Raw genomic sequence first — 13,549 nt, forward strand, 5'->3', positions numbered from 1 at the left:
GTCAGCCGCGGGCTGCGTCGTAGGCAGCGACCTGCTCGATCCGGCGGACGTGGCGTGGATTGTTCGAGAACGGCGTACCCACGAAGATCCGGGCCAGCTCGATCGCGGCGTCGGGGGTGTGCATGCGCGCACCGATGCCCGCGACCTGGGCATCATTGTGTTCGCGGGCCAGCCGCGCGGTCTCGGTGCTGTGGATCAGCGCGGCCCGGATCCCCTCGACCTTGTTCGCGGCGATCTGTTCGCCGTTGCCCGAGCCGCCGATGACGATCCCGAGCGAGCCCGGGTCGTCGCGCACCGCCTCGGCCGCGGCGATGCAGTAGGCCGGGTAGTCGTCGTCGGCGTCGTAGGCGGCCGCGCCATGATCGACGACCTCGTGTCCGTCGGCGGCGAGGGCATCAGCGAGGGCGGCCTTGAGTTCGAAGCCGGCGTGATCGGCGGCGAGGTGTACGCGCATGGCCCAACTATTGCGCATTCCCTACTGCGCATACCCCATGGCACATACGGTGGAGTCCGTGATCGCCCGCCGCCGCCTGCTGGGCGCCGGTGCGGGCATCGGCGCCGCGAGCCTGCTCGCCGGCTGCGGCCTGGACCGGCTGGGCGGCGGGGAGCGCGACGGCGATCGGGCGTACTGCGTACCCCGGTCGGCGACGCAGCGGCGCGCGGGCATCGGCGAGGCCGAACTGGCCTATGAGGAGAACGACCGGGCCCAGCCGTTCAACATCGACGCCGATTTCGCCCGCCAGCTCGACGGGTGGCTGGAGTTCTTCGATGCCCGCGCCGGCCTCGGCGCGCCGGACCGGATCCGGACGTATGGCGCCTGGATCGACGGGTCGGGCAGTTGCGATTCCTGGCACCATTCCGGCCGGGCGCTCGACTTCGCCCGGCTGGTCCGCGGCGATGCCGAGATCGTCTCCTGCCGCAACGACCTGTGGCGGGAAGCGGCGGACCTGCCGACGCAGCGGCGGCGCTACTGGGCGCTGGCGGCCAGCCTGCACCGGCACTTCTCCTATGTGGTCACCTATCTCTACAACGACGCGCATCGCAACCACATCCACGTCGACAACGGGGCCTCCGGTGCGGAGCTGGCGCGTTTCTCCACGCGCTCGCGGACGCAACTGCAGGGCGTCCAGGCCGTGTGCAGCTATCTGTACGGCCTCGACGTGCCGATCACCGGACGCTGGGACGACGCGACCCGGGCCGCGACCGGGCGGGTGCTCGCCGACATCGGCGTCGGCGGCTCACTCACCGACGACGGCGCCTGGACCGCGCTGATGGGCGCGGCGACCGGTGCCGCCGCGCCCTGATTTCAGTCGAAGCCCGGGTCAGTCGAAAATCGGATCGACGGTGCGCGTGCGCTTCAGCTCGAAGAAGCCGTCGTAGGCGGTGACCAGCTCCACCCCGTCGAACAGCCGGCCGGCGGTCTCGCCCTTCGGGGCGGGGCTGATCACCGGGCCGAACAGCGACTTGCCGTTGATCCTGATCACCGGCGTGCCGACCTCGTCGCCCACCGGGTCCATGCCCTCGTGGTGCGAGGCCCGCAGCGCCTCGTCCAGCTCGTCGCTGTCGGCGTAGCGGACCAGGTCGGCCGGCAGCCCGACATCGGCCAGCGCCGCCTCGATCACCTCGGGCCCCCGGCCCTCCTGACCGGGATGGATCCTGGTGCCGATTGCGGTGTAGAACTCCGCGAGCTTCTCCGGCCCGTACTGCTGCTCGATCGCGATGCAGACCCGGACCGGGCCCCAGCCGCTCTTCATCAGTTCCCGGTACTGCTCGGGGAGATCGTCGCGCCCCTCGTTCAGCACCGACAGACTCATCACATGGAACCGGACCGTGATCGGCCGGACCTTCTCCACCTCCAGCAGCCAGCGCGAGGTCATCCACGCCCACGGACAGATCGGATCGAACCACAGGTCAACCTGCTGGCGCTCGCCAGTCGTCGTCTCGGACATGCCCTCAGCCTAGTCACGGCCAAATCCCGGCCCCCGGGCACTCGGTGCGCCATGATCGTGAGTAGTGTCGGGGGACTTTGATTGTTGGCATGCACCCTCCGACAAGGTGCAACTCGAACTGGACGAGAGGTCGCGCAGATGTACGCGAATATCACGCGCGAGGAGGCAGCCGCGCGCTCCGCGCTGGTCTCCACCCGGAACTACCACGTGACGGTGGACCTGACCGGGCGGCTGCCCGACGGCACCGCGCTGCCCGAGCCGGACGCCACCTTCGGCGCGACATCGGTGATCAACTTCTCCTCGAAGGCCGGCGACACCCATGTCGACGTGATCGCCGAGCGGATCCTCGACGCCCGGCTCGACGGCACCCCGATCGACGTCTCCGGTTTCGAGGGTACGCGGTTGCCGCTGCGGCTGACCGAGGGTGATCATCGCCTGGCGATCACCGCCATCCACCGGTTCAGCCGTTCCGGAGAGGGGCTGCACCGGTTCGTCGACCCGGCCGACGGGCGTACCTATCTCTACACGCAGTTCGAGACCGCGGATGCCCGGCGGATGTATGCCAACTTCGAGCAGCCCGACCTGAAGGCCACCTTCGACTTCGTGATCCGGGCGCCACGCGACTGGACCGTGATCAGCAACACCGTCGCCGGCGACCCGACCGACATCGGCGACGGCTTCGCCCAGTGGACCTTCGAGACCACGAAGCCGATCTCGACCTACATCACGGCGCTGGTCGCCGGCGACTACCACCGGGTGACGCGCGAGCACACCACGGCCGCGGGCACCGTCGTGCCGATGTCGCTGGTCGCGCGGCGGTCGCTGGTTGATCATCTCGACGCCGACCGGATCTGGGAGACCACGACCAAGGGTTTCGACGTCTTCGAGGAGCACTTCGGTCAGCCGTACCCGTTCGGCAGCTATGACCAAGCATTCGTGCCCGAGTACAACATGGGGGCGATGGAGAACGCGGGCTGCGTGACGTTCCGCGACGAGTACCTGTTCCGCTCCCGGGTCACCACCGCCGCCTACGAGAGCCGCGACAACACCATCCTGCACGAGCTTGCCCACATGTGGTTCGGCGACCTGGTCACCATGCGCTGGTGGGACGATCTGTGGTTGAACGAGTCGTTCGCCGAGTGGGCATCGCATTTCGCCCAGTCGCTGATCTACGACGATCCTGATCACGCCTGGGCGATGTTCGGGGCCTCGCGCAAGACCTGGGCGTACCGCGTTGATCAACTTCCGACCTCGCACCCGATCGCCGCGGACATGGTCGATCTGGCCGCGGTGGAGCTGAACTTCGACGGGATCACCTACGCCAAGGGCGCGTCCGCACTGCGGCAACTGGTCGCCTTCGTCGGGCGGGAGAAGTTCCTCGCCGGGCTGCGCAGCTACTTCGCCGAGCATGCCTGGGGCAATACCGAGTTGGCCGATCTGTTGCGAGCGCTGACGGCCGAGTCCGGCCGTGATCTTGCCGCGTGGTCGGCCGCCTGGCTGGAACGAGCCGGGGTGAACACCCTGCGCGCGGACTTCGACGTCGACGATGCCGGGAATCTCGCCCGGTTCGCGGTGCTGCAGGAGGCGCCGGAGAACTGGCCGACGCTGCGCCCGCACCGGATCGCGATCGGGCTCTACCGGCTGCGCGATGATCAACTTGTCCGCACCGAGCGGGTGGAGACCGACATCGACGGCGCGTCCACCGAGATCGACGAGCTGATCGGGCTGGCCCGCCCGGACCTGATCCTGCTCAACGACGACGACCTGAGCTATGCCAAGGTACGCCTCGACGAGCGGTCCTCGGCGACCGCGACCGCGCACCTGCCCCGACTGGCGGCGGAGCTGCCGCGGGCGCTGCTGCGGGGCGCGGCGTGGGACATGTGCCGCGACGCCGAACTCCCGGTCGCCGACTATGTCGAGCTGGTGCTGGCCGGGATGGGGGCCGAATCCGACCTGACGGCGGTGCAGCGCAGCCTCGGCCAGGCGGGCCTGGCCGTGGACCGCTTCCTGCCGGCCGGTCGGGCGAGCGCCGTGGCCGACCGGTTCGTCGCCGGCCTGGCGCGGTTGCTGAAGGATGCCGAGCCCGGTTCCGATCATCAGCTCGCCTTCGCCCGCGCCCTCGCGGGTGCGGTGCACAACGACGCCGGAGCGGAGTTGCTGCGTGGCTGGCTGGCCGGGGACGAGGCGCCCGAAGGCCTCGCCATCGACCAGGAGCTGCGCTGGTGGTTGATCAACCAGCTCTCGCGCCTCGGCGCGGTCGGTGAGGCCGAGATCGCCGCGGAGGCCGAACGGGACCAGACGATCACCGGCGCCGAAAGGGCGGCGGCCGCGCGGGCCGCCGGCAACACCGCGGAGGCCAAGGAACAGGCCTGGCAGGCCGCGACGGCGGATCCGTCGGTGCCGAACGAGACCCTTCGCCAGATCTGCGCGTCGTTCAACCAGCCCGGGCAGGCCGAGGTGCTGGCCCCCTACGCGGAACGCTATCTGGCCGTCGCCGACGACATCTCCGCCGCGCGGGGCGACTGGCCGCAGCGGGGATCGCAGGCGTCGCAGAACGTGCTGGAGATGCTCTACCCGAGGGTCGTGGCCGATGCCGACTTCGTGGCGCGGGCGCAGGAGTGGATGGGTGAACGCGAGCTGACCGACTCGGTGGCGCGGATCCTGACCGAGCAGCTCGACGACACCCGGCGCGCCCTGCGTTGCCAGGAGTTCAATGCCGCGGCGAGCGACGCCGGACGGGACTGATCATGGCGACGGTCGGCGAGCTGACCGATCTGGTGCACCGGCACTGGCCGCCCGGGACCGCGGAGGGCTGGGACCGGGTGGGGCTGGTCTGCGGTGATCGGGCAGCGCCGGTCTCGCGGGTATTGCTCTGCGTCGACGTCACCCGGGAGGTGGTGGCGCAGGCCCGCGAGGCGGGGGCGCAGATGATCATCGCGCACCATCCGGTGCTGTTGCGCGGCATCCATACCGTCGACCCGGCAACTCCCAAGGGCGCGATCCTGACCGAGTTGATCACCGCGGGCATCGCCCTGGTCTGTGCCCACACCAATGCCGACATCGCGCCCGACGGCGTCTCCGCCGCGCTCGCCGACGCGCTCGGCCTGCGCGCGGTACGGCCGCTGGCCGAGCGCGACCGGCAGCCGGCCCGCGACCAGATCGTGGTGTTCGTGCCGGTGGATCATCGCGGCGCGGTGGTGGACGCGATGGCGGCGGCCGGTGCGGGTCGGATCGGCGACTACGACCGGTGTTTCTTCACGGCCGAGGGCACCGGCAGCTTCCGGCCGGGGCCGGGCAGCGATCCGTATCTCGGCCGGGCCGGCGAGATCGAGGAGGTCGCCGAGTCGCGGGTGGAGATGATCATGCCGCGGGCGCGGCGGGCCGCGGTGGTGGCGGCGATGCGCGCGGCGCATCCCTACGAGGAGCCGGCCTGGCATGTGCACGAGTTGGCCGCCGAGCCCTCGGCCGACGGGCTGGGCCGGGTCGGCGAGCTGGATCCGCCGGTGCGACTGGCCGACTTCGCCGGGCGGGTGGCGGATGCGCTGCCGGCGACCGTTTCGGGGGTACGCGTGTCCGGCGATCCCGACGCAATGATCACCACCGTCGCCGTGCTCGGCGGGGCCGGTGATTCCCTGCTGGACGACGCCCGGCGGGCGGGCGCCGATGCCTATCTCACCTCCGACCTGCGGCACCATCCCGCGAGCGAGTTCCGCGAGTACGCCGATGCGCCGGCGCTGCTGGATGTCGCGCACTGGGCGGCGGAGTGGACCTGGCTGCCGCTGCTGGGCCGGGTGATCGCGACCGAGACGGACGCCCGGCCACTGGTCTCGGAGCTGCGCACCGATCCGTGGGACTTCGCCGTCCACCCGGCCTCCGAGTGATCACGGGCCCGGCTGATCACGGGTCCGGCTGATCACGGGCCCGAGTGATCACGGGACCGGCTGATCACGGGTCAGGGGGGCGAGCGGGTCAGCGGGGCCGGAGCAGCAACTGGGTACAGCGGAAGAGCATGATCACGCGGTCGCCGCGGCGTACCTCCGCCTCCCAGACCTGGGTCGTGGCGCCGAGATGCGCGGGCCGGGCGAAGGCTTCCAGCGCGTCGCCGACCTGCGCCGCGGCGAGATGGTTGCCCGAGGTGGTCATCGTGGTGAAGCCGGCGGGCCCGGGCGTACCCGGATCGGCATCGGTCGACTGCTCACGGGCGGCCCGGATTGCCGCCAGGCAGCCGTAGCCGCAGGCGGTGTCGGCGAGAGTGAACGCCGCGCCGGCGTGGGACCACGGCTCCTGCCCGGCGACGATCGGGGGCGCGACGTGGTCGTGCGTCACGGTCAGCGACGCGCGGGTCAGCCGCGGCCCGCACTCCGCGAGGGTGATGCCGAGCCGACCGGGCAGCCCGGGCAGCGGGTCGCCCGGCGCGGGGAGCGCGACATCGGTCACGGCGCAGCCTCCGGCTCGCGCTCCGGCGACGCCGGCTGCCGCGCGGCGGCGAGCACGATCAGCATGGTCAGCGCGGCCAGACCGGCGACCACCACCAGCAGCACCGGCGGCGGCGCGATGGCCTCGGCGAGCGCGAGCCACAGCGGCGCGGTCAACCCGAGATAGGACAGCGCCTGGAACGCGGCGGTGGTCGAGGCGAGATGAGCCGGCTCGGCCAGCCGCTGCACCTCACCGAGCCCCGCGACCTGACAGCAACCGTAGGCCGCTCCGAGCACCACCCCGGCGACCAGCACCGCTCCCGGCGAACCGAGCCCCGCCGCGCCCCCGCCGAGCAGCATCCCGACCGTCGCGAGCCCGAGAGCCACCGCCAGCAGGGCCCGCGGCGCGAGCCGGCGGGCGACCGATTGCACGGCGACGCCGGCGACACCGACGACCGCGGTCAGCATCGCCGTCCAGGCGAGGGCAAGGTCGCCCAGCCGGTCCATGATCACGCCGGGCAGATAGCCGAACGACACGCTCGGCGCGGCGAACACCCACGGGGCGAGCGGCGCGATCACCAGCAGGAACCGCCGGTGCCGCAGATGCGGGCTGAGCACCCGCCGACGGGGGCGGGTGGCACCTGGCGCGACCGGGCCGAGACGCGCCGGGACGCGCATCCGGACGAGCGCGAGGATGGCCGCGCAGCACAGCACCAGATGCGGGAGGTAGGCGGTGACCTGAGGCAGCGGCGCCCACTGCGCGCACAGCCCCGCGACCAGCGGTCCCAGCGCGAACCCGGCGGTCATGGCGATCGTGGAACGGCGAGGTGCGGCAGCGGCATCGCCGGCGAGTGCGCTGAGCTCGGCGACCCAGGCGGCGCCGGCACTGAAGGCCGCGCCGGCGGCGAAGCCCTGCAGGAGCCGGCCCGCGATCAGCACACCGACCAGCGCGGGACGATCGGCGATCCCGGCCCCGGCGAGCACCAGCCCGGACAGCAGGGAGCAGGCGACCCCGATCAGCACGACCGGGCGGCGACCGATCCGGTCCGAGACGGGCCCGCCGGCGAGCAGGCCCGGGACCAGGGCGAAGACGTAGGCCGCGAACGCAAGCTGCACCTGCGTGGTGGCGACCCCGAAGTCCGCGCGGTAGAGCAACAGCATCGGCGTGAACTGGTTCGCGCCCCAGCCGACCGCCATCAGCGCCAGCGCCGGCGGCCACCAGGCATTCGGCGAGACCGGCCGATCGGCGCGCGGCGTTCCCGCGGGAACGTCCTCTCGCCGAGACGTTCCCGCGGGAACGTCTCCGGTCGTCGGAGACGAATCGAAGCGCTGCACGATCGCCACTGTGCCCGGACGCGGTCCGGATCCACCAGTGTCGGAAATGACGATGATCGTACAATTTCGGACATGATGACGGTCGCGCCCGACGTCCCACGCTCCCATGTCGTGGCGGTCGCGCTCGTCGAGGCGCCGACCATGCTGTCCCTCGCCGCACCCTGCGACACGTTCGGCGCCGCGCCGCCGCCGGGCGCGGCGAGCTGGTACGACTTCCGGGTCTGCGGCGGCGACTCCGTGCCGCTCGGTCCCTGGGGACGGCTCGACCCGACGGATCCGCCGGAGACGCTCGACATCGCCGACACGATCGTCGTTCCCGGCGTGGGCGGCGCGCGATTCCGCGATCTCGATCCCCTGGTCGACGCCCTCCGGGCGGCCCACGCCCGCGGCGCCCGGGTGATCTCGATCTGCACCGGGGCGTTCGTGCTGGCGCGCGCCGGCCTGCTGGACGGCCGCCGCGCAACGACGCACTGGCATTACGCGCGCCGGTTGGCCGAGCTCGCGCCGACGGCCGTCATCGAGCCCGACCGGATCCACGTCGACGACGGCGACGTGCTGACCTCGGCCGGCAACGCGGCTGGCCTTGACCTGTGCCTGTACGTCCTGCAACGCGATCACGGGGCCGCCGTTGCCAACGCCGTCGCCCGCCGGCTGGTGATGGCGCCGCACCGCGACGGCGGCCAGGCCCAGTTCGTCGCGCACCGGCCCGGGCGGGATCGGCCCGACGACCTCGCCGCGCTCTGCGACTGGGCCATCGCGCGGCTCGACCAGCCGCTGCGGGTGGCCGATCTGGCCGCGCGGGCCGGGCTCAGCACCCGCCAGCTCGGCCGGCGCTTCCGCGCCGCGACCGGACACGGCACACTGGACTGGCTGGCGCAGGCGCGGGTACGCCGGGCCCAGGAACTGCTGGAGACCACGGGCGACACCGTCGAGGTGATCGCGGCGCGCACCGGCCACGGCTCCGCGGCGAACCTGCGCCGCCACTTCCGCGACATCGTCGGCGTCGCCCCCGACGCGTACCGGCGTACCTTCCGGCACGGGGCCTGATGATCGGCCGGGTAGAGCGCGCCGGGCCGAGACACCACCCGTACCCATGTCCGATTTCCGCCAGAGCCGCCGCCGTTGCGGTGCCAGACTCGTTCCCATGACAGCCACCGCACACCAGCCGGCCGCCACCGGGGCGCTGCCCGATGCGGACACCTGCTACCGCGCGGTCAGCGGACGCGACCCGCGCTTCGACGGGTGGATCTATGTCGGGGTCACCTCGACCGGCATCTACTGCCGCCCGTCCTGCCCGGCCCTCACGCCGCGCCGGGAGAACTGTCGCTGGTTCGCCGCCGCGGGTGCCGCGCAGCAGGCCGGCTTCCGGGCCTGCCGCCGCTGCCATCCCGACGCCGTGCCCGGATCACCCGAATGGAATCTGCGCGGCGACGTTGCCGCCCGGGCGATGCGGCTGATCGCCGACGGCGTCGTCGACCGCGAGGGGGTCAGCGGCCTGGCGCGCCGGCTCGGCTACAGCGAGCGGCAACTGCATCGGATGCTGGTCGCCGAGACCGGCGCCTCCCCCGTCGCGCTCGCCCGCGCCCAGCGCGCACACGCGGCCCGGCTGCTGATCGAGAACACCACCCTGACGATGGCCGACATCGCCTTCGCCGCCGGATTCAGCTCGATCCGGCAGTTCAACGACACGATCGGCGAGGTCTTCGGCGCCACCCCCACCCGGCTGCGCGCGGCGCGCCGGACCCCGGCCGCCGGCTCCGCCGGGACGCTGCGCCTGCGACTGCCGGTCCGCGAGCCGTTCGACGGCGCGGCGCTGCTGCGCTTCCTCGGCACCCGGACTGTCGCCGGTACCGAGTCCGCGCAGCTCGCCGACGGCCCCCTCCGCTTCGCGCGCAGCGTACGGTTGCCGCACGGTCCGGGCGTGTTCGAGCTGGTCGTCACCCCGGGCGCGACGTCACCGCTGGAGGCGATCGTCGGGCTCGCCGAGCTGCGCGATCTTGGTCCGCTGGTGGCACGGCTGCGGCGGATGTGCGATCTGGACGCCGATCCGGTCGCTATCGACGGCGTCCTCGGCGCGCACCCGGCGTTCGCCCCGCTGGTGGCCGCGCACCCCGGGCTGCGCATTCCGGGCGGCCCCGATCCGGACGAGCTCGCCGTCCGCGCTCTGCTCGGCCAACAGATCTCCCTGCTCGGCGGGGTACGCGCGGCCGAGCGGCTGGTCGCCGAGCACGGCGAGGACCTGCCCCCCGAACTGGTCCGGGGCGCGGTGACCCGGCTGTTCCCGTCGATGGCGACGCTCGCCGCGGCCGACCCTGACGCCTTCGCGATGCCCCGCAGCCGCGGGCGCGCCCTCGTCGGTCTCGCCGCCACCCTGGCTGCCGGGGAGATCGACCTCGGCCCGGCAGCCGACCGGCCCGCGGCGTACCGCGCGCTGACTGCGCTGCGCGGGATCGGCCCGTGGACCGCCGGCTATCTGATGATCCGCGCGCTCGGCGATCCCGACGTGCTGCTCGACTCCGACCTGATCATCCGCCGCGAACTCGACCGCCGCGGGGTCACCGACACCGACCGCCTCGCCCCCTGGCGTACCTATGCATCCCTGCACCTGTGGAACGGAGCACCATCATGATCGACACCAACCCCCCGACCACCGCACCCGAGACCGGTTTCGGCACCCTCGACACCGTCGGCGGCGGATTCGGCTATCTGTGGCGCGACGAGGGCGGTACGCCCGTCGTCCTGGCCAGCGGCTGGACCACCGATCCGGAGGAGCTGCGCGCGCTGGTGCACCCGAGCCTGCGCCCCGGGTCGGTACGCCCGCGCAATGCCGCGGCTGTCGACGACGCCGTGCGCGCGTGGGGCGACGGCGAGCTGACCGCCCTCGACTCGGTCGCCGTCCGGCAACGCTCCGGGCCGTTCCTGGAGCAGGCCTGGCAGGTGCTGCGGACGGTACGCGGCACGGTCACCTACACCGAGTTCGCCGAGCTGTCGGGCAATCGGGCCGCCTCGCGCGCCGCGGCGAGCGCCTGCGCGCGCAATGCCGCCGCACTGTTCGTGCCCTGTCACCGGGTGCTGCGCACCGACGGCAGCCTGGGCGGCTTCCGCTACGGGCTGCAGGTGAAGAGCGCCGTGCTCGATCACGAGTCCTCGTACGCGGCCGGGTGATCGAAGATCGCGCGCACGCGATCGGGATCCAGCTTGGCGGAGCGATCGAAGCGGTAGATTCCGTTCTGCTCGCCGAAGACGTCGGTGAGCTGGGTCCAGCAATAGCCGAACATCAGCGGATTCTGATCAAGAACGCGGGTCAGGCCGGCAGCGCGGGCGTACCACTCCTCCTCGTCGGCGACCCGATCCCCGTAGCCCCAGCCGTCGTCGCCGTCGCCACGCAGGTGCGGCGGGACCCACCAGATCCCCCCGAACTCGCTGCAGAAGTAGGGCTGATCGGCGTACGGCAGCGAGTAGTCCGGGGCGCCCGGCCGGGCCTCACCGCTGTTCGCGCCCGTGTTGGCGAACGGTTCGCCACGTTCCAGCCCGGCCATCCGGTCGGCGAACACCTCCGGATCCTGGCTGTAGTCGTGGCTGTCCCAGACATCGGTCGCGGCGACCCGGTGGCTGTAGCCGGAGGCGTCGATCACCGGGCGGGTGCGGTCGATTCCCTTGGTGGCAAGGAAGAGCGCGGTCGTGACATCGTCCAGCACGGTGAATCGATCATGGATGAACTGGTGGGTCTCGTTCAGTGGGCACCACCCGACGATGCTCGGGTGGGAATAGTCGCGCTCGACGGCCTCGACCCACTGCGCGATCCAGGTCGGCGTCGGGCGCTGGTTGTCCCCCGCCGGTCCCGCGCCGCTCGCGCCCCAGTCGGCGAACTCGCCCCAGACCAGGTAACCGAGCCGATCGGCGTGGTAGAGGTAGCGTTCCTCGGCGATCTTCTGGTGCACGCGGGCCCCGTTGAACCCCGCGGCCAGGCCGAGCTCGATGTCGGCGACCAGCGCCGCCTCGCTCGGGGCGGTCATCAGGCCGTCGGGCCAGTACCCCTGGTCGAGCACCAGCCGCTGGAACACCGGGCGGCCGTTGATCAACACCCGTTGCCCGTCGATCGCGATGGACCGCAGGCCGGCGTACGAATCGAGGGCGTCGACCAGCGCACCGTCCGGGCCGCGCAATTCGAACCGCACGCCGTAGAGGTGGGGCGCGCCGGGCTCCCAGAGACGAACCCGGTCGGCCGGTACGCGCAGCCGCAGCCGCGGCGTCATCGACGCATCGGCCGGGGCCTCGTCCGCGTCGATCGGGCTCGCGGCGGCGGGCGCCGCCGGTTCGTCCAGCAGCAGCGCCCGCACGGTCATCCCGCGCCGACCGTGGCGTACCGGAACGTCCAGCTCGAACTCGCCGCGCGCGACGTCCGGGGTGATCCGCGGCCGCGCCAGATGGCTCGCCGGCACCCACTCCAACCAGACCGGCTGCCAGATCCCGGTGGTGCGGGTGTAGTGGCAGCCGGAGTTGGCGTAGTGGGTGGACTGCTTGCCCCGGGGTTGCGGAGCGTCGCGACTGTCGCGGGCGCGGATCGTCAGCGTGCCGGTACGCCGGCCGGCCAGCGCGTCGGTGAGGTCAAGGGTGAAGGAGGTGTGACCGCCGCGGTGCCGCCCGACCTCGCGCCCGTCGAGCCACACGGTCGCGTCATGATCGATCGCCTGGCAGTGCAGCAGCACGCGCCCGTCCGCCGGCCACTCGTCCGGAACGGCGATCTCGCGGGCGTACCAGACCGCTTCGCAGAAGTCGGGGTCGCCGATCCCGGACAGTTCCGACTCCGGCGCGAACGGGACGACGATGGTCTCGGCGAAGTCCGCACCGAGCAGGCCGCGCTCCAGGCCGGAATCCGACGGGTCGCGCTGGAAGCGCCAGGTCCCGTTCAGGCTGAGCCAGCGCTCGCGGCGAAATTGCGGGCGCGGGTACTCCGGGCGCGGGCCGGCCGGCCGTCGGACGGAGGTCGATGATGCGGGCGTCACGTCTCGAGGCTGCCAGATTCGGGATGCGCCGCGCACCCGATGACCGGACGCTCGCGGCCTGACCGCGACGCCCGGCCCGAGGCGCCGGGCGCGACCGACGCGCTCAGTGCTCCGGGTGGAACTCCGTGGAGCCGTGCAGCGAGGGGATCTCGCGCGCAGCGTTGCCGAGCAGATTCAGCGCATCCACGATGCCGCCGGCCAACGCGCCGTCGGTGGCCGCGCGCTGGATGCCGGCGGCGGCGAGCGCGCAATCGGCGTCGTCGAGCTGGCGCGTCGCCTGCTCACCGGTGACGATCTCGATACCGCGCGACTCCGGGTCCACCACCACGACCACGGCCGTGGCCGGGTCCGGCTGGGCGCTCAGCAGACCTTCGGCGAACTGCCGCGGCTGGTCGGCGGGCGCACCGACGAACAGCGAGAAGTCCAGCCCGGACTGGGCGTCGGCATCATGCAGCGCCTGCTTGAGATCGTCGATCTCGGCGGGAGTGAACGAGACCCCGCCCTCGGCATTCACCTCCAGCGATTCCCGCGTCGGGGCCTGGCTCGCCCCGCCCGCGGCACCGACCCGCGGATCGCTCGCCAGCGCCTTCGGCGACGACGTCGAGCCCAACCACAGCGGTTCCCTGCCCCCGCGGGTCTGCCCGCGCGCGGCACGGCCGAGCGCCGGCGCCCAGATCAGCAGCGCCAGCACCGAGAGCAGCAGGGCCGGAATACCGACGAAGGCCAGCAGGAAGGTCAGGGCCGACGGGTCCTGCGCCGGCGGCCAACCGGGCAGCGTCTCCATCGGAACGACCTGCATGGGGCTGAAGAATCCGCTCACGGGCCCTAGGCTAGTGCAGCCCGC

Annotated in this window: 12 protein-coding genes; 6 read left to right on the forward strand and 6 right to left on the reverse strand. The window is 72.4% G+C overall.

Annotated features, from left to right (window positions below):
• Nucleotide 1: 1 nt before the first annotated feature.
• Nucleotides 2–454 (reverse strand): ribose-5-phosphate isomerase, encoded by a 453-nt coding sequence (locus GGQ54_RS03245; RefSeq protein WP_179444076.1) that lies wholly within the window; start codon nt 452–454, stop codon nt 2–4.
• Between the two features lie 37 nt (nt 455–491).
• Between GGQ54_RS03245 and GGQ54_RS03250 the strand changes: the two genes are divergently transcribed.
• The gene (locus tag GGQ54_RS03250) at nt 492–1,304 is read left to right on the forward strand and encodes a hypothetical protein (protein WP_179444077.1); all 813 of its coding nucleotides are present in this window, start codon (nt 492–494) and stop codon (nt 1,302–1,304) included.
• Nucleotides 1,305–1,322: 18 nt separating this feature from the next.
• Here GGQ54_RS03250 and GGQ54_RS03255 read toward each other — a convergent pair whose 3' ends face one another.
• Entirely contained in the window at nt 1,323–1,949 is a 627-nt protein-coding gene (locus GGQ54_RS03255) for a mycothiol-dependent nitroreductase Rv2466c family protein (RefSeq protein ID WP_179444078.1), read from the reverse strand.
• 138 nt (nt 1,950–2,087) lie between these two features.
• Between GGQ54_RS03255 and pepN the strand changes: the two genes are divergently transcribed.
• Nucleotides 2,088–4,694: an aminopeptidase N gene (pepN, locus tag GGQ54_RS03260; protein ID WP_179444079.1), complete on the forward strand. Its 2,607-nt coding sequence runs from the start codon at nt 2,088–2,090 to the stop codon at nt 4,692–4,694.
• 2 nt (nt 4,695–4,696) lie between these two features.
• The gene (locus GGQ54_RS03265; protein ID WP_179444080.1) at nt 4,697–5,830 is read left to right on the forward strand and encodes a Nif3-like dinuclear metal center hexameric protein; all 1,134 of its coding nucleotides are present in this window, start codon (nt 4,697–4,699) and stop codon (nt 5,828–5,830) included.
• A gap of 88 nt (nt 5,831–5,918) precedes the next feature.
• Here GGQ54_RS03265 and GGQ54_RS16835 read toward each other — a convergent pair whose 3' ends face one another.
• Nucleotides 5,919–6,386, reverse strand: a complete 468-nt coding sequence (locus tag GGQ54_RS16835; RefSeq protein ID WP_179444081.1) for a hotdog domain-containing protein — start codon at nt 6,384–6,386, stop codon at nt 5,919–5,921.
• Entirely contained in the window at nt 6,383–7,699 is a 1,317-nt protein-coding gene (locus GGQ54_RS03275; protein ID WP_179444082.1) for an MFS transporter, read from the reverse strand. Before GGQ54_RS03275 ends, GGQ54_RS16835 begins: the two co-directional genes overlap by 4 nt.
• A gap of 72 nt (nt 7,700–7,771) precedes the next feature.
• Between GGQ54_RS03275 and GGQ54_RS03280 the strand changes: the two genes are divergently transcribed.
• The 3 genes from GGQ54_RS03280 to GGQ54_RS03290 all read left to right on the forward strand — a co-directional run bounded on the left by GGQ54_RS03280 (nt 7,772) and on the right by GGQ54_RS03290 (nt 10,864).
• A complete protein-coding gene (locus GGQ54_RS03280) occupies nt 7,772–8,746 on the forward strand; it encodes a GlxA family transcriptional regulator (protein ID WP_246292538.1) in 975 nt (324 codons plus the stop codon).
• Nucleotides 8,747–8,843: 97 nt separating this feature from the next.
• Complete coding sequence (locus tag GGQ54_RS03285) at nt 8,844–10,328, forward strand: AlkA N-terminal domain-containing protein (protein ID WP_179444083.1); 1,485 nt, start codon at nt 8,844–8,846, stop codon at nt 10,326–10,328.
• Nucleotides 10,325–10,864: a methylated-DNA--[protein]-cysteine S-methyltransferase gene (locus GGQ54_RS03290; RefSeq protein WP_179444084.1), complete on the forward strand. Its 540-nt coding sequence runs from the start codon at nt 10,325–10,327 to the stop codon at nt 10,862–10,864. Before GGQ54_RS03285 ends, GGQ54_RS03290 begins: the two co-directional genes overlap by 4 nt.
• On the opposite strand, the gene GGQ54_RS03295 is transcribed toward GGQ54_RS03290, so the two are convergent.
• Both GGQ54_RS03295 and GGQ54_RS03300 read right to left on the reverse strand, forming a co-directional pair.
• Nucleotides 10,837–12,705: a sugar-binding domain-containing protein gene (locus GGQ54_RS03295; RefSeq protein WP_179444085.1), complete on the reverse strand. Its 1,869-nt coding sequence runs from the start codon at nt 12,703–12,705 to the stop codon at nt 10,837–10,839. The two genes, GGQ54_RS03290 and GGQ54_RS03295, sit on opposite strands and share 28 nt — an antisense overlap.
• Nucleotides 12,706–12,808: 103 nt before the next feature.
• Nucleotides 12,809–13,525, reverse strand: a complete 717-nt coding sequence (locus GGQ54_RS03300) for a DUF5130 family protein (protein WP_179444086.1) — start codon at nt 13,523–13,525, stop codon at nt 12,809–12,811.
• Nucleotides 13,526–13,549: the final 24 nt, after the last annotated feature.

It is taken from the genome of Naumannella cuiyingiana (assembly GCF_013408305.1).
Classification (GTDB): Bacteria; Actinomycetota; Actinomycetes; order Propionibacteriales; family Propionibacteriaceae; genus Naumannella; species Naumannella cuiyingiana.

Excerpts from the sequence above, each read along its gene's own strand:
- GGQ54_RS03245 (WP_179444076.1), bottom strand. The coding sequence starts at position 454 with ATGCGCGTACACCTCGCCGCCGATCACGCCGGCTTCGAACTCAAGGCC.
- GGQ54_RS03250 (WP_179444077.1), top strand. The coding sequence starts at position 492 with ATGGCACATACGGTGGAGTCCGTGATCGCCCGCCGCCGCCTGCTGGGC.
- GGQ54_RS03255 (WP_179444078.1), bottom strand. The coding sequence starts at position 1,949 with ATGTCCGAGACGACGACTGGCGAGCGCCAGCAGGTTGACCTGTGGTTC.
- pepN (WP_179444079.1), top strand. The coding sequence starts at position 2,088 with ATGTACGCGAATATCACGCGCGAGGAGGCAGCCGCGCGCTCCGCGCTG.
- GGQ54_RS03265 (WP_179444080.1), top strand. The coding sequence starts at position 4,697 with ATGGCGACGGTCGGCGAGCTGACCGATCTGGTGCACCGGCACTGGCCG.
- GGQ54_RS03280 (WP_246292538.1), top strand. The coding sequence starts at position 7,772 with ATGATGACGGTCGCGCCCGACGTCCCACGCTCCCATGTCGTGGCGGTC.
- GGQ54_RS03285 (WP_179444083.1), top strand. The coding sequence starts at position 8,844 with ATGACAGCCACCGCACACCAGCCGGCCGCCACCGGGGCGCTGCCCGAT.
- GGQ54_RS03290 (WP_179444084.1), top strand. The coding sequence starts at position 10,325 with ATGATCGACACCAACCCCCCGACCACCGCACCCGAGACCGGTTTCGGC.